Origin of the sequence: Pseudomonas sp. TH08, from assembly GCF_016651275.1 — a bacterium.
Taxonomy (GTDB): domain Bacteria; phylum Pseudomonadota; class Gammaproteobacteria; order Pseudomonadales; family Pseudomonadaceae; genus Aquipseudomonas.
On the sequence record NZ_JAEKEE010000002.1, the window covers coordinates 460,309 to 479,313 of the forward strand.

General features: G+C 58.9%; 21 protein-coding genes and 1 pseudogene. 9 read left to right on the forward strand and 13 right to left on the reverse strand.

The genetic code is table 11. From position 1 onward, the window contains the following. Positions 1 to 63 precede the first annotated feature (63 nt). On the reverse strand, positions 64 to 495 hold the full coding sequence (locus JFT91_RS11785) for a multidrug/biocide efflux PACE transporter (protein WP_201232467.1): 432 nt from the start codon (positions 493 to 495) through the stop codon (positions 64 to 66). Positions 496 to 584: 89 nt separating this feature from the next. Between JFT91_RS11785 and JFT91_RS11790 the strand changes: the two genes are divergently transcribed. Beyond that, entirely contained in the window at positions 585 to 1,439 is an 855-nt protein-coding gene (locus tag JFT91_RS11790; protein ID WP_201232468.1) for a LysR family transcriptional regulator, read from the forward strand. Between the two features lie 85 nt (positions 1,440 to 1,524). Here JFT91_RS11790 and JFT91_RS11795 read toward each other — a convergent pair whose 3' ends face one another. After that, a complete protein-coding gene (locus JFT91_RS11795) occupies positions 1,525 to 2,361 on the reverse strand; it encodes a LysR family transcriptional regulator (protein ID WP_201232469.1) in 837 nt (278 codons plus the stop codon). Positions 2,362 to 2,472: 111 nt separating this feature from the next. Between JFT91_RS11795 and JFT91_RS11800 the strand changes: the two genes are divergently transcribed. Further along, the gene (locus JFT91_RS11800) at positions 2,473 to 3,198 is read left to right on the forward strand and encodes an SDR family oxidoreductase (RefSeq protein WP_201228190.1); all 726 of its coding nucleotides are present in this window, start codon (positions 2,473 to 2,475) and stop codon (positions 3,196 to 3,198) included. Positions 3,199 to 3,304: 106 nt separating this feature from the next. Here the strand turns inward: JFT91_RS11800 and JFT91_RS11805 are convergent, their stop codons facing one another. From JFT91_RS11805 to JFT91_RS11815, 3 genes are read right to left on the reverse strand one after another with little or no spacing between them, the layout of a single operon-like run. Further along, entirely contained in the window at positions 3,305 to 4,552 is a 1,248-nt protein-coding gene (locus JFT91_RS11805) for an RNA polymerase sigma factor (RefSeq protein WP_201232470.1), read from the reverse strand. Then, positions 4,545 to 4,889, reverse strand: a complete 345-nt coding sequence (locus JFT91_RS11810) for a YciI family protein (RefSeq protein WP_201228192.1) — start codon at positions 4,887 to 4,889, stop codon at positions 4,545 to 4,547. Before JFT91_RS11810 ends, JFT91_RS11805 begins: the two co-directional genes overlap by 8 nt. Positions 4,890 to 4,930: 41 nt before the next feature. Then, positions 4,931 to 5,356 carry a YybH family protein gene (locus tag JFT91_RS11815; protein ID WP_201232471.1) on the reverse strand — a complete coding sequence of 142 codons (426 nt, stop codon included), beginning with the start codon at positions 5,354 to 5,356 and terminating at the stop codon, positions 4,931 to 4,933. 141 nt (positions 5,357 to 5,497) lie between these two features. On the opposite strand from JFT91_RS11815, the gene JFT91_RS11820 reads away from it, so the two are divergent. Further along, on the forward strand, positions 5,498 to 5,983 hold the full coding sequence (locus tag JFT91_RS11820; protein ID WP_201228194.1) for a GNAT family N-acetyltransferase: 486 nt from the start codon (positions 5,498 to 5,500) through the stop codon (positions 5,981 to 5,983). A gap of 18 nt (positions 5,984 to 6,001) precedes the next feature. Next, positions 6,002 to 6,607: a pyridoxamine 5'-phosphate oxidase family protein gene (locus tag JFT91_RS11825; protein ID WP_201206039.1), complete on the forward strand. Its 606-nt coding sequence runs from the start codon at positions 6,002 to 6,004 to the stop codon at positions 6,605 to 6,607. A 136-nt stretch (positions 6,608 to 6,743) separates the two neighbouring features. Here the strand turns inward: JFT91_RS11825 and JFT91_RS11830 are convergent, their stop codons facing one another. The 3 genes from JFT91_RS11830 to JFT91_RS11840 all read right to left on the reverse strand — a co-directional run bounded on the left by JFT91_RS11830 (position 6,744) and on the right by JFT91_RS11840 (position 8,781). After that, a complete protein-coding gene (locus JFT91_RS11830; RefSeq protein ID WP_201232472.1) occupies positions 6,744 to 7,232 on the reverse strand; it encodes a GNAT family N-acetyltransferase in 489 nt (162 codons plus the stop codon). A gap of 324 nt (positions 7,233 to 7,556) precedes the next feature. Beyond that, positions 7,557 to 8,051 (reverse strand): GyrI-like domain-containing protein, encoded by a 495-nt coding sequence (locus JFT91_RS11835; RefSeq protein ID WP_201206043.1) that lies wholly within the window; start codon positions 8,049 to 8,051, stop codon positions 7,557 to 7,559. Between the two features lie 67 nt (positions 8,052 to 8,118). Continuing rightward, on the reverse strand, positions 8,119 to 8,781 hold the full coding sequence (locus tag JFT91_RS11840; protein WP_150707499.1) for a LysE family translocator: 663 nt from the start codon (positions 8,779 to 8,781) through the stop codon (positions 8,119 to 8,121). A 139-nt stretch (positions 8,782 to 8,920) separates the two neighbouring features. On the opposite strand from JFT91_RS11840, the gene alaC reads away from it, so the two are divergent. Continuing rightward, complete coding sequence (gene alaC, locus JFT91_RS11845; RefSeq protein WP_201228198.1) at positions 8,921 to 10,138, forward strand: alanine transaminase; 1,218 nt, start codon at positions 8,921 to 8,923, stop codon at positions 10,136 to 10,138. A 179-nt stretch (positions 10,139 to 10,317) separates the two neighbouring features. Here the strand turns inward: alaC and JFT91_RS11850 are convergent, their stop codons facing one another. Together JFT91_RS11850 and JFT91_RS11855 are read right to left on the reverse strand one after the other, a co-directional pair. Next, positions 10,318 to 11,673, reverse strand: a complete 1,356-nt coding sequence (locus tag JFT91_RS11850; protein WP_201228199.1) for a GntP family permease — start codon at positions 11,671 to 11,673, stop codon at positions 10,318 to 10,320. A gap of 82 nt (positions 11,674 to 11,755) precedes the next feature. Continuing rightward, positions 11,756 to 12,289: a gluconokinase gene (locus tag JFT91_RS11855; protein WP_105706948.1), complete on the reverse strand. Its 534-nt coding sequence runs from the start codon at positions 12,287 to 12,289 to the stop codon at positions 11,756 to 11,758. A 216-nt stretch (positions 12,290 to 12,505) separates the two neighbouring features. On the opposite strand from JFT91_RS11855, the gene gntR reads away from it, so the two are divergent. After that, entirely contained in the window at positions 12,506 to 13,537 is a 1,032-nt protein-coding gene (gene gntR, locus JFT91_RS11860; protein WP_201232473.1) for an HTH-type transcriptional regulator GntR, read from the forward strand. A 135-nt stretch (positions 13,538 to 13,672) separates the two neighbouring features. On the opposite strand, the gene JFT91_RS11865 is transcribed toward gntR, so the two are convergent. Next, positions 13,673 to 14,545, reverse strand: a complete 873-nt coding sequence (locus tag JFT91_RS11865; RefSeq protein ID WP_201228201.1) for a LysR substrate-binding domain-containing protein — start codon at positions 14,543 to 14,545, stop codon at positions 13,673 to 13,675. A gap of 137 nt (positions 14,546 to 14,682) precedes the next feature. On the opposite strand from JFT91_RS11865, the gene JFT91_RS11870 reads away from it, so the two are divergent. The 3 genes from JFT91_RS11870 to JFT91_RS11880 all read left to right on the forward strand — a co-directional run bounded on the left by JFT91_RS11870 (position 14,683) and on the right by JFT91_RS11880 (position 17,380). Then, positions 14,683 to 15,123 carry a PACE efflux transporter gene (locus JFT91_RS11870; RefSeq protein WP_201232474.1) on the forward strand — a complete coding sequence of 147 codons (441 nt, stop codon included), beginning with the start codon at positions 14,683 to 14,685 and terminating at the stop codon, positions 15,121 to 15,123. A gap of 126 nt (positions 15,124 to 15,249) precedes the next feature. Then, positions 15,250 to 16,680, forward strand: a complete 1,431-nt coding sequence (locus tag JFT91_RS11875; RefSeq protein WP_201232475.1) for an MFS transporter — start codon at positions 15,250 to 15,252, stop codon at positions 16,678 to 16,680. 154 nt (positions 16,681 to 16,834) lie between these two features. Beyond that, the gene (locus JFT91_RS11880; RefSeq protein ID WP_201232476.1) at positions 16,835 to 17,380 is read left to right on the forward strand and encodes a hypothetical protein; all 546 of its coding nucleotides are present in this window, start codon (positions 16,835 to 16,837) and stop codon (positions 17,378 to 17,380) included. Positions 17,381 to 17,507: 127 nt separating this feature from the next. On the opposite strand, the gene JFT91_RS30180 is transcribed toward JFT91_RS11880, so the two are convergent. Together JFT91_RS30180 and JFT91_RS30185 are read right to left on the reverse strand one after the other, a co-directional pair. Continuing rightward, positions 17,508 to 18,047, reverse strand: a complete 540-nt coding sequence (locus JFT91_RS30180) for a methyl-accepting chemotaxis protein (protein ID WP_232013121.1) — start codon at positions 18,045 to 18,047, stop codon at positions 17,508 to 17,510. Positions 18,048 to 18,050: 3 nt separating this feature from the next. After that, positions 18,051 to 18,827: pseudogene (locus JFT91_RS30185) on the reverse strand (PAS domain-containing protein); the annotation flags it as partial. Between the last annotated feature and the right edge of the window lie 178 nt (positions 18,828 to 19,005).

Below are 19,005 nucleotides of genomic sequence, written 5' to 3' on the forward strand. Positions count from 1 at the left end.
AAGATGGGCCTGCTGCGCAGTCCAACGGGGATAAATCCCCTCGCCACAACTTGCATTCCAGCGTTAGATCGTACGGGCGATCAGCAAGCGTTCGCGCAGCACGTCATAGCCCCAGTGATACACGTAGGTGTACGGCAGGAAGAACAGCAGCACGCCGATATCCAGCAAAAATGCCTGCCACAGGCTGACCGACAGCCACCAGGCAATCAGCGGCACGCCCATCACGATCAAACCACCCTCAAACAGTAGCGCGTGGACCACCCGCACCCAGGCGTTGTGGCCGATATTCAGGCGTTTGAGCATGCGGTCAAAGAAGCCGTTGAACACGACGTTCCACGCCAGTGCCAACAACGCGATCAGCAGCGTCACCGCGCCCATGTCGAGCAGCGGCTTTTTCATGATCCACGCCAGCAACGGCGTGCAGATCAGGATCGCCAGCAGCTCGAAGCCGACGGCCTGGAAAATGCGTTCAGTGATGGATTTGTTAGCCGTCATGGCCTGACTCCTTGAGTGAAGATGGTTGCCATGTTCCGGCATCGCTCCGATACTTCATAACCAATAACCATCGATCAAGGCGATAGTTCATGGCCTCTCAAGAAGTGTTGCTGGCGTTCGTTCAAGCCGCGACTCAAGGTTCGTTTTCGGCAGCGGCGCGCAAACTCGGGCGCAGTCAGTCGACCATCAGCGCGGCGGTGGCAAGCCTTGAGATTGATCTGGACCTGGTGCTGTTCGATCGCAGCAGCCGCAAGCCGACGCTGACCCCGGCCGGCCACGTGATGCTGCAACGGGCCGAGGCGATTCTCGCGGCCAGCAGTCGACTGGAAATGACCGCGCGGCAACTGTCCCAAGGCGTCGAGCCGAAACTGACCGTGGCGATTTCCGACACTTATCAATCGGCGCGCTTCGAAGCGGCGCTGGTCGGGTTCGAGCAGCGTTATCCGGACCTGGAGCTGGAATGCCTGATCGCCGAATGCGATGACCTGATCGAGTTGGTGCAGCGCGGTCGCGCGCATCTGGCGTTCGCCGAAATGCAGGACACTTATCCGCCAGACCTGGTGACCTCGACCGTCGCCGAACGTACCGATATCGCGCTGTTCGTCAGCGCCGAACATCCGCTGACGAAACTGCAAAACATCGATCAAGCCAGCCTCGAACAGCATCGCGAATTGCGCCTGGCAACCATCGTCAATCCGTACGAGAGTCGCGCGAAGGGCCGAGTATGGTCGGCGCCGAGTTATCTGATGCTGATGGAAATGGCCGAAATGGGTTTCGGCTGGGCGCCGCTGCCGCGTTGGCTGGTGGGGCGTTTCGGCAATGGCACGCTGGTGGAACTGAACGTGCGCGGCTGGCCGAAACCGGTGTTTGTCGATGCCTTGTGGTCGCGCCTGTACCCGCCGGGGCCGGCGGGTAGCTGGTTGCTGAACAAGATGCTGGAATAGATCAAAAGATCGCAGCGTGCCGCAGCTCCTACAATTGGAATGCGTTCACCTGTAGGAGCTGCGGCACGCCGCGATCTTTTGATCTTCAAGCCGCGTCAATCGACTCTGGCTGGTTCACCTGAAAATACTCATGCAGCCCACGCATCGCCGGCAGTTCCAGCGCCTGCGCCGCATAACACAAGCCAACCCGTCGGGTCGGCGCCGGCAGGTGCAGTGCGCGCACGACCACTCGCTCATGGCCGTTCACCAGCGATTGCGGCAACATCGCCACGCCGACACCCGCCGCGACCATGTGCAACGCCTGCTGCAACGAACCGGCATGCCCGGCCACCGCCTCCGGCGAGCGTCCATATAACGCCATCAGACGTTGATGCGACGGATGCTGCGGACACGTAATCCAATCCGCAATCGGCGCCCAACCGGCCTGCGCCAACGCCATCGGGTGATCCAATGGCAACGCCATCACATACGGTTCTTCCCACAGCGGCAGGAATAACTCGTCCTCGCAGCACATCTCCTCGACCGCCAGGCGACCCTCGCCGCTGCACCCCTCCTCCAAGGTCAGTAACAAATTCGGCAACGCCAGATGCGCCATGCGCACGAACGCTTCGATATGGCTGGCAGCAATGTCGCCCTCGATGCCCAAGGTGAGCGCTGCACGATTTTCGCGCCCGCGAAACATCCGGCTCAGCACCTCCGCTTCCGCCACCATCCGCCGCGCCTGCGGGTACAGCAACCGCGCCTCATCGCTGACCTCGACACCGCGCGGCTGACGCACGAACAACGTCGCGCCGAGTTCTTCTTCCAACTGCTTGATCGTCACCGACAGCGTCGGTTGACTGATGAACAGTCGCTGCGCGGCAGCGGTAATGTTGCGCTCTTCGAATACCGCGAGGAAGGCTTTGAGGTGACGGATATCCATAGGAAATTCCGATAGCTGACAGAGGAATAAGGCATTTTTCAGCCCGTACACGGCTAAATATACTGCGCTCATCGTCCAGTCATTTGAAATTCTTATTTCAGGAGTTCCACCATGAGCAAGCCTTTGATCATCATCACCGGTGCCAGCTCGGGCATCGGTGAAGCCACCGCCCGTCGTCTCAGCGCGGCCGGCCATCCTTTGCTGTTGTTGGCGCGACGCATCGAACGCCTGCAAGCGCTGGAGCTGCCGAACACGCTCAGCCGCAAAGTCGACATCACGGATCGCGCCGCTTTGCTCGCCGCCGTGGCAGAAGCCGAAGCGCAATTCGGCCCGGCCGATGCGCTGATCAATAACGCTGGTGTGATGCTGCTGGGCGCGATGAGCGAGCAGGATCCGGCGCAGTGGGATCAGATGCTCGACGTCAATGTGAAGGGATTGCTCAATGGCGTGCACGCTGTAGTCGCCGGGATGATTGAGCGCAAGCACGGCACGATCATCAATGTCAGCTCGGTGGCCGGGCGCAAGACGTTCCCGAACCACGTCGCCTATGTCGGCACCAAGTTTGCCGTACATGGTTTGTCGGAAAACCTGCGTGAAGAACTGGCGCCGCACAACGTGCGTGTGACCACAATTGCGCCGGGGGCTGTCGAGACCGAGTTGCTCAGCCACACCACTGATGAAGCGATCAAGACCGGTTATCAGGCCTGGAAACAGGAAATGGGCGGAACGGTGTTGAGTGCCGAGGATGTGGCGACGGCGATTGCCTATGCGTATGAGCAGCCGCAGGGCGTGTGCATTCGCGAGATCGTCATGGCCGCGACCCGCCAGCAAGCCTGATGTTTTGATTGAATTCCCCTTGTAGGAGCTGCGGCACGCTGCGATCTTTTGATCTTGCTTTTGCATTGAAAAATCACAATCAAAAGATCGCAGCGTGCCGCAGCTCCTACAGGGAGGTGTCGGTGATGTTCAGTTCGTGTAATCGACGTTCGATAAACCTTCGCTCCGGCTCTTGTCGGGTTAATTCCAGAGCTCGGAGGTAAGCCGTTCGCGCTTCCTCCACCCTTCCCAACTGCCGACAGAATTCCGCCCGCGCCGAATGCGCCAGATGGTAATCCTGCAGTTCACCGCGATCCAGAATCCCCTCGATCAAGCGCAACCCGGCCAACGCTCCATCACGTTTGGCCACCGCCACCGCGCGGTTCAACTCGATCACCGGCGACGGCACCGCCCGCAACAGCACGTCATACAACCCGACTATTTGCTCCCAATCGGTCTCCTCGGCTGTAGGTGCCTCGGCATGCACTGCGGCAATCGCCGCCTGCAAACAATATGGGCCAAACCGCCGCGTGGTCAGTGCGCACTCCACCAGTGCACAGCCTTCGGCGATCAACTCGGCATCCCACTGCGCACGATCCTGATCATCCAGCAACACCAGTTCACCACTGGGTGAGGTGCGCGCCGGCCGACGCGATTCGTGCAGCAGCATCAGCGCCAGCAGGCCCATGACCTCGGGTTCCGGCAACAACTCCATCAACAACCGCCCCAGTCGGATCGCCTCGCGGGTCAGATCGTCTCGGGTGACTTCAGCGCCCATCGACGCCGAATAGCCCTCGTTGAACACCAGATAAATCACCCGCAGCACACTGTCGAGGCGCTCGGGCAACTCGCTCAGGCTCGGGACTTGATAAGGGATTTTCGCGTCGCGAATCTTCGCTTTGGCGCGCACGATTCGCTGGGCAATTGCCGCAGGCGCCGAGAGGAATGCGCGGGCGATTTCCTCGGTGGTCAGGTCGCAGACTTCTCGCAAGGTCAGCGGCACTTGCGCATCGGCCGCCAGCGCCGGGTGACAACAGGTGAAGATCAGCCGCAGGCGATCATCTTCCACGTCCTCACCACTCCAGTCGGCCTGTTCGAGTTCTTCCAGTTGCGCCAGCAGCAAGGGTTGCGCGGCCTTGAAGCGCGCACGCCGACGCAACACATCAATCGCCTTGAAGCGCCCGGTGGACACCAGCCAGGTGCGTGGATTGTCCGGCACGCCGTCGCGCTGCCAGCGCTCGACCGCGACGAAGAACGCCTCGTGCAAGGCTTCCTCGGCGAGGTCGAAATCACCCAGCAGACGAATCAGCGTCGCCAGAATCCGCCGCGAGTCTTCGCGATAGACCTGCTCGACCCGCGTGCGCAGCTCAGACATTCAACTGCCGCACCGGCCGCACTTCAACGCTGCCGATTCGCGCCGCCGGAATGTTGCCCGCGACCTGGATCGCTTCATTGAGATCCTTGGCGTCGATCAGGTAGAAACCGGCCAGTTGCTCTTTGGTTTCTGCAAACGGGCCATCGGTGATCGACAATTTGCCGTTGCGCATGCGCACGGTGGTCGCAGTCTGCACCGACTCCAACGCTTCGGCAGCGACCATCCGCCCGCTGCCCTGGATCGACTCGGCGTATGCCCAGCATTCGGCATCTTCGGGGCTGTCGGGCGACGCGTGCAGAAGGCGCTCATCGCTGTAGACCAGGCATAAATACTTCATGGCGGTTCTCCTGATTCGAACGGATCAACTATGGCTGAAGATCACGGCTGCACATCAAACAGGGTCGCGCCGCTCATCGGATCGAACGGGGCCGACCAGTGTTCGTGAGCGATTTTCCACGCCCCGCCGATCTGCCGATAGCACGCGCTGACACGCATCCAGCAGCTCTGGGTTTCGCCCTTGTCATTGGTGCCGCCGCAGTTGGCCACCCAATGGGCGAAAGCGAGGTTGTCGGCGCTCTCGATGGCGATTTCGTGGAACTCGAAAATGTGCGGGCCGGGGCACATTTCCATGCACGCCACCCAATGCGCGCGGTAGGCCGCTTTGCCCTTGAATTGCAGGGCCTTGATCGCGTCGAAAGAAACGATGTCGTCGGCGTACAGCGCCATGACTTTCTCCACGTTCTTGGTCATAACGGCTTCGCGGTAAGTGTTGATCAGGGTCTGGATCTCAGTCTGTGCGCTCATGGTGTTCTCCGTGGTTTTTGTTGTGAAGACACCCTTAGTCGCTCGGCGAGTCGGCAGATCGACAGGCGAAACAAAAGATTTCCACGGAAGGCAAAGTCGCTAGAATCCGAGGTTCATCTTTGTAGGAAAAAGGAAATTCCCGTGTCAGCCCAACTCGTGCCGTACGACAGCTTGAACGCTTTGCAGCGTCAGCAAGTCGAGGCGATTGAAATCCATGCCGAGCAGATCAAGTTCTCCGGTGACATCCATGGCGCTCTGCACACCTTGCTGTCGAAACCCGCCCCCGGCGTGAAGGGCTTCGCGCTGCTGGCTGATGACGTACCCGTAGCGTTTCTGTTGCTCAAACGTCCGCCGGTATTGCCGGCGTGGGCCGATGAACACAGCGCCACATTGCATGCATTGCAGGTTGATCACCGGGCCCAAGGCAAGGGTTATGGCAAAGCCTGCCTGCAAGCGCTGCCGCAGGTTGCGCGTCAGGCGTGGCCGGAGATCAAAGGGCTGGAGTTGTCGGTGGATGCTGACAACGATGCCGCGATTGCGCTGTACGCCAAATACGGTTTCGTCGACAGCGGCGAAGCGTACAAGGGCCGGATCGGTTACGAGCGGCGCATGGGGCTGTTTTTCTAAATCATCGAGGGATGCACGATGATCGATTCAATCGAAGCATTGGAAGCTATTTACGGACTGCCCCACGAACGTGCGGTGCGCAAGCAGATCACCTTTCTCAACGCGGATTATCAGGCGATGGTGCGCGTCTCGCCGCTGGTGATCGTCAGCTCGGTGGGCGCCGATGGCCTCGACAATTCACCGCGTGGCGATGCACCGGGGTTTGTGCGGATCATCGACGAACGCACGCTGGCGCTGCCGGATCGCCCGGGTAACAACCGCATCGATACCTTGCGCAATGTGCTGCACGATCCGCGAGTGTCGCTGCTGTTCATCATCCCGGGGATTGGCGAAACGTTGCGGGTCAACGGCACCGCGACGATCAGCGCAGATCCGGCGCTGCTGGAAAGCTTTGCGGTGAATGGCAAACCGGCGAAAACCGTGTTGCTGGTGACGGTGGAAGCGGCGTTTTTCCATTGTTCGAAAGCTTTTGTGCGCTCGGATGCGTGGAACCCGGAAACGCACCTGCCACGCTCAGCGTTGCCCTCTGCTGGCGCCTTCCACAAGCGCCTGAATGACGGCCAGTTCGATGCGGACAGTTACGACCGCGAAGCGCCAAAACGGGTGCTGGACACGCTGTACTAAACGCAGAGCTGCAAACACAACAAAACCCTGTGGGAGCGAGCCTGCTCGCGAAAGCGCTAGATCAGTCAACAAATCGGTTGGCTGACACGGCCTCTTCGCGAGCAGGCTCGCTCCCACAATTTAGATGGGTGCCGGTTCAGAGAGTGAGGATCATCTCGTGCCACGCCATGCCGCCGTGGTCGGACTCCGACGGTTTGATGTAGGCAAAGCCAAATCCGGCGTATAGGGGAATATGCTTCTCCTTGCACATCAGATGAATCGTCGCTTTATCCATCCCGCGCATCCGTTCGATGAATTCGCCCATCAAACGCTTGGCCAAACCCTGCCCCTGATAATCCGGGTGCACCACCACCGACATGATCACCACGTTCGGCCCTTTCGGGTCATGGCCGATCAGCTCCTTGAACGCCTCATCCGACATCTGCACATCAAACGCTGCGCCTGAATTGACGAACCCCGCCACCACGCCATCCACCTCGGCGACGATAAAACCATCCGGCCAAGTGGCGATGCGCGTGGCGATCTTCTCGCGGGTGGCGGCTTCGTCGCCTTCGTAGGCAACGGCTTCGATGGCGTAGCAGCGATCGAGGTCGGCGGCGGTGACGTTACGAATGAGGGTGTTCATGGCAACTCGAAAATCAGCAGAAGAAAGAGCCGAAAGCATAATTGAATAAGGTCTGCATATCGATCCGCAGGTGCAGCGTAAAGCCTGCGTATAAGCGCTTTTCTTTGGCTTCGCGGGCGGCTACTTGTAGGGCGTGTCTCTGACTACCCTTGAGGGAAACCGCTTATGAGCAGCGTTGAGATTGGCCTGTTGATGGTGTTGGGCATCAGTACTTTCGGCTTTATCACCCTGGGCATCGACCTGATGCGCACGCGTCGGACCAACAAGGCAAAACAGAGATGAAAACGAGGCGGCGGATCGTAAATCCGTCGCCTCATTGTTTGATTACCGCCGGGCTTCGACCGGTACGCAGATTTCCAGCTTGCCGGTTTTACGCGCCGGGTTGAAGTCCGCGCTGTATCGCTCCAGTTCCGGAGCGTTGAGCTCCACGTAGTGGGAGGCTGGCAGCCAGGTCTTGTAGATGTATTGCAGGGTCTGCGGCAGGTGCTCCAGAGAGCCTTTGTGCTCGAACACCGCGTATTGTCGGGGCAAAACCTCAACCCAGCGAAACGTATCCTGAGGCAACTCATCGAGCTTGCTGATTTCCACCCCAGCGATGTAATCGAACCCACCCTTACCATCGAAATTGCAGCAGACGCCGTAGGTGACTTCACCTTTCTGACCCGGAATCTGGCCCAGATGGGGCAGGAATTTTTCCCACAACGCCGGAATGTTATGCGCGGTTTCCTGGGTATATCGCTCACCCAGCCCTGCAATCAGCAGGAAGTGTCCATGTTCGAAGCGAGGTTCAGCCACTTCGACGCGTTTTTGCTCATCCATGACTCGACTCCTGGAACAAAAAAGGGGTTCGGCTGGGAGTATAGAAAGCCAAACCCATTTCGCACGGTTACAACGAATGGAGCTGCTCGACGGCACCCGATCCGACAAACTCGTTATAGCCGGATACGATCACGTACACCGCGAAATAGCAGAAGATCGCTGCAGATGCCATGTAGGAGTAGCGCAACAGCTTGTCGCCGAGCAGCTTGCCGCCGTGGCTGGCGGCAAAGCACAAACCGGCCGACCAGAGCAGCCCGGCGCAGAGGAAACCGCCGAGGAACAGTGCCGAACTCAGCGGGCCACCGCCACCGGAACGAGCGATCAGCGTGCCACCGACCGCGGCGAACCAGAGGATCGCGCTCGGCGACGACATCGCCAGAAAAATCCCCCGAAAGAATTCCTTGCGATGAGAGTTCTGCCCCACTTCCGCCGTCTCGGCCAGCAGCGCTTCGTGATGTATCGCCGAATAGATCATCTTCGCCGCGAAGTAGATCAGCAGCGCCGAACCACCGATCCACAACACCCAGCGCACGGTTTCGTATTGCAGCAGAACCGTCATTCCGGCCAGCGCCAGCACGGCGTATATCAGGTCGCCGACACAAGTGCCGAGACCCAGCGCGAAGCCCTGAAAGTAACCACGCTGCATCGCCAGCGTGATCATTGCGATGTTGGCCACGCCGATATCCAGGCACAGCGAAAGGCTCAGCAAGAAGCCGCTGGTGAATTCCATCAACCATTTTCCTTGGGACAAAATTGTTTACAAACGGGCTGGACAGTATGCCATCACTGACCTTATCTTCCGCCACAGGTCACCGCAGTGACCAGCGTCGCTCGGACGGTTCCGGGCGCTTACGTTATCCGAGGCAACAATGGCTGAACAAGGTTCGCCGCGCCGCTTTGCGCGCATAGATCGACTCCCCCCTTACGTTTTCAACATCACCGCCGAGCTGAAGATGGCTGCGCGTCGTCGTGGTGAAGACATCATCGACTTGAGCATGGGCAACCCCGACGGCGCCACGCCGCCGCACATTGTCGAAAAACTCGTACAAGTTGCCCAACGCGAAGACACCCACGGTTACTCGACGTCCAAGGGCATTCCGCGCCTGCGTCGGGCGATTTCCAACTGGTACAAGCAACGCTACGAGGTCGATATCGACCCGGAAAGCGAAGCCATTGTCACCATCGGTTCCAAGGAAGGCCTGGCGCATTTGATGCTGGCGACGCTGGATCAGGGCGACACGGTGCTGGTGCCGAACCCGAGTTATCCGATTCACATTTACGGTGCAGTGATTGCCGGCGCTCAAGTGCGTTCGGTGCCGCTGGTACCGGGCGTGGACTTCTTCGACGAGCTGGAACGGGCAATTCGTGGCTCGATTCCGAAACCGAAAATGATGATCCTCGGCTTCCCGTCGAACCCGACTGCGCAGTGTGTGGAGCTGGATTTCTTCGAGCGGGTGATCGCCCTCGCCAAGCAGTACGACGTATTGGTGATTCACGATCTGGCGTACGCCGACATCGTCTACGACGGCTGGAAAGCCCCGTCGATCATGCAGGTGCCGGGCGCCAAGGACATCGCGGTGGAGTTTTTCACCCTGTCCAAGAGCTACAACATGGCCGGTTGGCGCATCGGTTTCATGGTTGGCAACCCGGAACTGGTCAACGCCCTGGCGCGGATCAAGAGCTACCACGACTACGGCACGTTCACCCCACTGCAAGTCGCGGCGATTGCTGCGCTGGAAGGCGATCAACAGTGCGTGCGCGATATCGCCGAGCAGTATCGCCAGCGTCGTAACGTGTTGGTGAAAGGCCTGCATGAACTGGGCTGGATGGTCGAGAACCCGAAGGCGTCGATGTATGTCTGGGCGAAGATTCCCGAGGCGTATGCGCATCTGGGTTCGCTGGAGTTCGCCAAGAAACTGCTGGCCGAGGCCAAGGTGTGCGTCTCGCCGGGGGTTGGTTTTGGTGAGTATGGCGATGACCACGTACGCTTTGCGCTGATCGAAAACCAGGACCGGATTCGCCAGGCCGTACGCGGCATTCGCGGGATGTTCCGGGCCGATGGATTAGTCACGAAAACTGGCGCCTGACACCTGCCCCCTGTGGGAACGAGCCTGCTCGCGAAAGCGGTCTGTCAGTCAACATATTGGTTGGCTGGCATGGCCTCTTCGCGAGCAGGCTCGCTCCCACATTGGTTCTGGGTGGAACCTGAAATTCAGGCACAAAAAAACCGCATCGCTGCGGTTTTTTTGTGTCTGCAAGAAGCTGTTTAAACGAACAGCGACAACAGCAGGATAAAGCCCAACGCGACCACCGACAGGATGGTTTCCATCGCCGTCCAGGTCTTGAAGGTCTCGGCCACGGTCATGTTGAAGTACTGCTTCACCAGCCAGAAACCGGCGTCGTTCACGTGCGACAGAATCAACGAACCGGCACCGGTAGCGAGTACCAGCAACTCACGGTTGACGCCCGGAATCATCCCCACCACCGGCACCACAATGCCCGCGCCAGTGATGGTCGCCACGGTGGCCGAACCGGTCGCGATACGGATCACCGCCGCCACCAGCCACGCCAGCAGGATCGGCGAGATCTGCGCGCTGACCGCCATGTGACCGATCACGTCGCCCACGCCGCTGGTCACCAGCATCTGCTTGAAGCCACCGCCCGCACCGATGATCAAAATGATCGCGGCGGTTGGCGCCAGGCTCGCATCAAGCCACTTGAGGATTTGTTGGGAACCGATGCCCTGCTTGTGGCCGAAGGTGTACAGCGACAGCAGCAACGCCAGCAGCAGCGCCGAGATCGGGTGACCGATCATGTCCATCCAGGTGCGGAAGAAGTTACCGTCCGGCAGCGCCACGTCAGCAAAGGTTTTCAGCAGCATCAGGAACACCGGCAGCAGCACGGTGATCAGGGTGATGCTGAAGCTCGGCAGTTTCGCCGAGTCGTCGTTTTCGCGGGCCAGTTGATCGACCAGTTCCTGATTCGGTGTACCGGGAATGTGCTTGGCGATGAACGTACCGAAGATCGGGCCGGCAATGATTGCCGTCGGCAGCGCAACGATCAGACCGTAAAGAATGGTCTTGCCGATGTCGGCGCCGAACACGCCGATGGCCAGCAGCGGACCCGGGTGCGGCGGCACCAGGCCGTGTACGGCGGACAGGCCGGCGAGCAGCGGGATACCGATCTTGATGATCGACACACCGGTACGACGCGCAACGATGAACACCAGCGGAATCAGCAGGACAAAGCCGATTTCGAAGAACAGCGGAATGCCCACCAGGAACGCGGCAAACATCATCGCCCACTGGACTCTTTCTTTACCGAACGCCCGGATCAGGGTCTGGGCGATCTGATCCGCACCGCCCGATTCGGCCATCATTTTGCCGAGCATGGTGCCGAGCGCAAGGATGATGCCGACGAAACCGAGCACGCCACCAAAGCCGTCCTGGAACGCTTTGATGATGGTGCCGATCGGCATGCCCGAGGTCAGGCCGAGAAACGCCGCAGCGATGGTCAGGGAAATGAACGGGTGAATCTTGAACTTGGTAATCAGGACAATCAGCCCGATTACCGTAACCACTGCGTCTAGCAGCAGGAACGTGTCGTGGGACATGCCAAACATTGGGGGTGTCTCCTGGATTGTTGTTGTTATTAAAGCGGGTTAAACAGAAGTCGTGAGGACCGCGCAGTCTCTTTCAACACACTCATACCGCCTGCTTCAGACCGTGGGCCTGCCACCAGACGTGAGCCTGGGACGCCAGTTCATCAACGCTGTGGATCGACGCATTCAGCGCCAATGTCAGCGGCTCGCCCTTGGGCGATTCGAGGGTGGCGAACTGGCTTTCGATCAACGTGGCCGGCATGAAGTGGCCCGGGCGGTGCGACACACGCTCGGCAGCGACTTCAGGGGTCAATTCAAGAAACACGAAGCCCAGGCCCGGCAAGGCACTGCGCAGCACTTCGCGATAACTGTGTTTAAGGGCGGAACAGGTCAACACCGGGCGCTTGCCCAATGCATCGACGCGACGCAGTTCATCGCACAGGCTGTCGAGCCAGCCGGCGCGGTCGTCGTCGTTCAGGGGGATCCCCGCGCTCATCTTTTCGATGTTCGCGGCCGGATGGAAAGTATCGCCTTCAATGGCAGTGGCGCCGCTCAATTGGCACAGGGCCTCGCTGACGCACGTCTTGCCGCAACCGGCAACGCCCATGATGACCAGGGCGGTGATGGGATGACTCATATAACACCTCAGCGCGCAGACAGCGCTACCTTTGCTAGCTATGACTCTAGTGCACAGGCAGAAGTTGCCGACGCCTTCTTGTCGTTTTTTTGGGTTGCAGCAGGTTTGCGCCCAACGCCAAAAAGCGAAGATCAGGCAGGACCTCGCTTACGCATTTACAGCTGCATCAGGACAGCGCTACCTTAGTGCCTTGATTTTTGTTTGGCAAGCCGCCCGATGACCACCCCTAAAAACGATAAAAATACCCGCACCACCGGCCGTCCCACCCTTAATGAAGTTGCCCGCCTGGCCGGTGTAAGTCCGATTACTGCCTCGCGCGCCCTCAGAGGTGTGAGCACTGTGGCCACCGAACTGGTGGAAAAAGTGCAGAAAGCCGCCAGTGAACTCAACTACGTGGTCAACCCTGCTGCTCGCGCATTGGCCTCGGCACAGAGCCATTCGGTGGTGGTTTTAGTACCGTCGCTGTCCAACTTGTTGTTCATCGATACGCTCGAAGCCATTCACCGGGTACTGACGCCCAAGGGTTTTGAAGTGCTGATCGGCAACTTCCATTACTCACGCGATGAAGAAGAAAACCTGCTGCGCAACTACATGGCTTATCAACCGCGTGGTTTTCTGCTGACCGGGTTTGATCGCACCGAAAGTTCGCGACGGATGATCGAGGCCAGCAATATCCCCTGCGTGTACATGATGGAGCTGGACAGCGCCGCCGGGGTGAATTGCGTAGGGTTCTCGCAGCTGAGTGCCGGCGAAACGGCGGCCGAACATTTGCTTTCCCGTGGGCGCCAGCGGCTGGCCTACATTGGCGCGCAACTCGATCAGCGCACCTTGCTGCGCGGTGAAGGTTTCCGCAAAGCGTTGCAGAAGGCCGGTCGTTATGACCCGGACCTGGAAGTGCTGACGCCACGCGCGTCGTCCGTGGGCCTGGGCGGTGAGTTGTTCATGCAATTGCTCGCGGCGCACCCGGACGTCGATGCGATCTTTTTTGGCAACGATGACCTGGCTCAAGGTGCGTTGCTCGAGGCGTTGCGTCACGGCATCAAGATTCCCGAGCAAGTGGCGATTCTGGGTTTCAACGACTTGCCGATGTCCGAACACATGGTGCCGCGTCTGAGCAGCATCAATACCCCGCGCGAAGCGATTGGCCGGCGCGCCGCCGAGCAGATGCTGACGCTGATGGCGGGCAACTCGGTGGCACGCCCGGTTGAAGACATGGGTTTCGAACTGAAAATCCGCGAAAGCACCTGATCCCCAAAGATTCGAGGTTGAAACACCATCCTGTGTGCGAGCCTGCTCGCGAAAGCGGTGTGTCAGATAAGCCTGTGCCGAGCGACACACCGCTTTCGCGAGCAGGCTCGCTCCCACATTGGATCTCCACAGACTTTAGTGACTGAGTAGATCGACCAAGGCCGATGCGCCTTTCTGTAGCGGCTGGCTCTTGAGCCACACCGCATGCACCGGCAGCACCAGGCCGTTTTCGATGTTGCGGAAATTCAGGCGTTTCAGCCGTCCGCTGTCCAGCCGCGACTGCACCACCGACAGGGGAAAATTTCCCCAGCCCAGTCCCGCCTCAACCATTTCCATCGCTGTCTCGAGGCTGTCGGTGCGCCAATAAGACTCCGCCACCAACGGCCGTGTCTCGCTGATGGGTAAATCGCGACTGGCCACAACAACCTGTCGCACATGCACCAGGTCCTCGAGAAACAAATCCCGACCCTGCAACAACGGGCTGTCTGCCGCCAGCGTGGCGGTCATCCGCTCGCTGCCGACAAACTGAAACTGTTCCAACACATTCACGCTCAACCCGGCAAACGCCAGGCACACGCTGACCCGACCGCTGTGCAACATAGCCAACACGTCATCCTGCGGCGCGGTCAGCACTTCGATGTCGAGCAACGGGTGACGCTCGGCAATCACCTTGATCGCCGCCAGCAAACGCCGCCGATCAATGTCCGCAACCACGGCAATCGACAACTTGCTCTCCAGCCCCAACGACAACTCCACCGCGTGCACTTGCAGTTGTTTGAGTTGCTCGGCGATCAATCGCGCGTGGGGCGCCAGTGACAGCGCCATCGCGGTCGGTTGTGGTTCGCGATGACTGCGGTCGAACAACAAATAACCGAGCTCGGCCTCAAGGTTGCCGATACCCATGCTCACCGCCGACGGGACTTTACCCAACGCCCGAGCGGCAGCCGAAAACGAGCCGCGTTCGATCACGGCCAGAAAGAGTTGAATGCTGTCGCTGTTGAAATTCACTTGGTTAACCCGTCAATGCATTTATCTATCAGAGAAACTGAAAGTAGCTGACTTTTTCTGTCAAACCTATTGAAGCTATCTTTCGCCGCCTGCGCCAGCCCCGCTGGCCATTGATTCGACGAAAAGAGGCAATCTGCATGCAAGGCGTTAAACGCAAACTGGTTTACGTGTCGCTCTATGAAATCATCGGCATGAGCTTTTCCGCCCTCGGTCTGGCGCTGTTGTCCGGCACCTCGCCGGGCAGCACCGGGCCATTGGCAGTGATCATCACCACCATCGCCGTGACCTGGAATTTCATCTACACCTCACTGTTCGAGCAGTGGGAAAGTCGCCAGCCATCGCGCACCCGCACCGTAAAACGGCGCATCGCCCACGCCGTTGGTTTTCAACTGACGCTGATCGTGTTTCTGATTCCGCTGATCGCGTGGTGGATGAACATCAGCCTGGTGCAGGCATTTCTGCTCGATCTGGCACTGATCATTTTCATCCCGTGCTACACGTTTGCGTTCAACTGGCTGTTTGACCGGATTTTCGGTTTGCCGGCCTCGGCGTTGCCGGATGCAGCGACAGCGGCATAAATCGTTAATTCGTAAACAGATATTGCAAAAAATCAGCGGTTTAGCCGATTAAACCGCGCATATTCACAATCCGCGAACTCCGATAGCAGGCTAAGCTTTTCCATCAATAAAAAATGGATCAGCCTCATGACCGCTCACGCACCCGCCGCCGCCGCCGCGCAAAGCGACGGCATCGACCCGATTCGCGCCGCCCAGGTTTCCGCCCGCATCGACCGACTCCCCGCCGTCGCGACGATCTGGCGGTTGGTGGCGCTGCTGTCGATCGGTGGATTTTTCGAACTCTACGATCTGTTTCAGACGGCCTATATCAGCCCCGGCCTGATTCGCGACGGCATCTTCGCCACCGGCAATCAGGGTGTGTTCGGTTTCTCCGATCAGGCAGCGTTTGCCTCGGCGACGTTCCTCGGCCTGTTCCTCGGCGCCAGCCTGCTCAGCCCGTTGGCGGATCGCTTCGGCCGTCGGGCGATCTTCACCTTCGCACTGGTCTGGTACACCGTGGCGACGGTGTTGATGGGCATTCAGAGTTCGGCGCTGGGCATCATCGGCATGCGCTTTCTGGTCGGCATCGGTCTGGGTATCGAACTGGTGACCATCGACGCCTACCTCTCGGAACTGGTGCCCAAACGCATGCGCAGTTCGGCGTTTGCCTTCGCGTTTTTCGTGCAGTTTCTGTCGGTGCCGGCGGTGGCACTGATGTCGTGGTGGCTGGTGCCGCAAGCGCCGTTCGGCGTGTCCGGCTGGCGCTGGGTGGTATTGGCCAGTGCGGTGTTTGCGCTGTTTATCTGGTGGCTGCGCAAGCGCCTGCCGGAGTCGCCGCGCTGGCTCGCGCAGCATGGCCGGTTCGATGAAGCCACGCGGATTCTCGACGACATCGAAGCGCGCTGTGAAAAGGATCACGGCAAACCACTGGACACGCCCGAAGCGGTTCCCGTCGATGTCGAAGGCAAGGGCCGTTTCGCCGACATCTGGCAGCCACCCTATCGCCGTCGCGCACTGATGTTGATTGTTTTCCACATTTTCCAGGCCATCGGTTTCTTCGGTTTCGGCAACTGGTTGCCAGCGTTGCTCTCCGGTCAGGGGGTCAGCGTTACGCACAGTTTGATGTATGCGTTCATCATCACCCTCGCCTACCCGCTCGGGCCGTTGCTGTTCGTGAAGTTCGCCAATCGCTTCGAGAACAAATGGCAGATCGTCGGCTCCGCCCTCGGCGCAATGACCTTCGGGACGTTGTTCGCCCTGCAGACCAGCGCATTCGGGCTGATCTTTTGCGGCGTGATGATCACGTTCTGCAACGCCTGGCTGAGCTTCAGTTATCACTCGTACCAGAGCGAACTGTTCCCGACCAATATCCGCGCACGGGCAGTGGGCTTCTGCTATTCGTTCAGTCGCTTGTCGACGGTGTTCAGCAGTCTGTTGATCGGCTTTTTTCTCGACAGCTTCGGCACGCCGGGCGTGTTGGCGTTCATTGCCAGCAGCATGTTGATCGTGATGCTGACCATCGGCTGGTTCGGCCCGCGCACACGCAATCTGGCGCTGGAAAACATTGCCCATCGTTGAGGGCCGGCGGTCATCCCCTGCCGCTCATCGGCAATGGATGACCGCTGTTAACATCGGACTTATTTGCTAACTTGTTGAATTTAAATAACTTAATCGACAGGCACGTTAATTGCTGCGGTACGTCAGTCAGCAATTACCTACAGGTCAATTCATCATGTTGGTCAGCGCCAAACAACAGCAAATCATCCACCTGCCCAAGCAGCTGAATGACGACGCCACCTCCACCGCTGCGGCCGGTCTGCAAGGCGGCCTGCACGGTGCCATGCTGCAGACCCTGCAAAACCAGACGCAGGCGCAAGCCACCGATGCGACCGCCAAGGTCCAGGATTCGGCCACGCAGATCGCCACCCAGCAAGTTGCCGAAGCGACACGCATCAGCGACAACGTCGACGAAGCGTTCGCCAAGACTCGCGTCAACCTGCAATCGACCGACGCCACCACGGCCTCGGCAAAATCCGCCACCGACGAATTCAAGGATTACATGAGCAAGACGCCCGAGCAGCGTCTGCGCGACAGTGTCCTGCAATCCATGGGGCTGACCGAAGACGACATCAAAGCCATGCCGCCGGAGAAACAACTGGCCATCGGCAAGGAGATCGCCGAGCGCTTGCAGGACAAGATGAAGCTGGCGCAGGCGGAAAAGGACAACGATGTGAAGGACAGTGACAAGCAGGCGGGCAAGTTTCTGGCTGCGCTCTGATTTCGGCCTGAATGATAATCCCTTGTAGGAGTGAGCCTGCTCGCGATAGCGGTTAGTCAGTCACCGAAAATGTCACTGATATATCGCTATCGCGAACAGGCTCACTCCTGCAGGTTTGGCTGCGTTTTCAGTTCAGTTGCAGGGTTTCATTGAACTGACTGATCGCATCCACCACATGCCGTGAACCCTGCTGAATTTCCTGAATCACCGCCCCCGCCTCATTCGCCAACTCCACCCCAAGCCCGGTGCGGCTCAAACTCGATTGCATGCTCGACACCGCACTCAACGACAAATCATGGTTCTTGCGCACCACGTCGACAATCTCCAGCGTCGCCTGACTGGTTCGTGCCGCGAGGCTGCGCACCTCGTCCGCGACCACCGCAAACCCGCGCCCGTGTTCGCCGGCCCGCGCCGCTTCGATTGCAGCGTTGAGTGCCAGCAGGTTGGTCTGATCGGCAATGCCGCGAATGGTCTGAACGATGGTGCCGATGATGTCCGACTGTTTGCTCACCGCATCGATGCTCACGGCGGCTTCGTTGAGGTCGCGGGAAATGTCCTGAATGATCTGCACGGTTTGCTGCACGACCTGTGAGCCTTTTTGCGCGCAGGCGTCGTTTTGCACCGACGTGCTGTGGGCCGATTCGGCAGCGTTCTGCAGGGTGGTCATCTGATGGGTGATATCGCTGGCGAACTTGACCACTTTGTACAAACGGCCCTTGGCATCGAACAGCGGGTTGTACGAGGCCTCCAGATAAACCATCTGCCCGGACTTGTTCTTGCGCTCGAAACGATGGGAGTGATATTCGCCGCGATTGAGCGACGCCCAGAATGCCTTGTATTGCGCAGACTCGGCTTCTGCGCGGTGGCAAAACAGACTGTGGTGATGGCCGACGACTTCGTTGAGCGAGTACTGCATGGTTTTCAGAAAGTTGTCGTTGGCGGTGATGACATTGCCTTCCGGGGTGAACTCGATCACCGCCATCGAGCGGCTGATCGCCGCGAGCATGCTTTCTTCTTCGTGTTCCTTGTGCACTCGGGCAGTGATGTCCGATGCCACTTTGATCACACTTCTGACCTGTTTATCCGGGCCGTAAACGGGCATGTAGCTGGCTTCAAGCCAGACTTCCTTGCCAGCCTTGTTCAAGCGCAGAAACGTGCCACTGATCGGTTCGCCACGGGCCAGGTCACGCCACAACCTGGCGTATTCCTCGCTGCGGTAAAACGCTTCTTCGCAAAATACCCGGTGATGTTTGCCGCGCACTTCCTCAGCGCTGTAGCCCATGGTTTTACAGAAGTTTTCGTTGGCATCCAGAACGATGCCGTCAGGGCTGAATTCAATCATTGCCATCGAGCGGCTGATCGCCGCCAACTTGGCGTTGGCTTCGGTCAGGGCGCAGCTGAATCGCTCGATTTCCTGCAGGTCAGCCTTGTGATGTAGGTTGAACATGGTTGTATCACCTTCCGCGCGTTCTTTTGATTTGATGAAAGTTCAGGTCTTTCAGAATCCACCACTACGTTCCACAGAACAGGCACACGCATTCCTCCACAGGAGGAAATTGTCAGGTGATAAATGATGATCAATCGGAGCGTCCATGCAGCAGCGCTCTAATCAAGACATCCTTCTC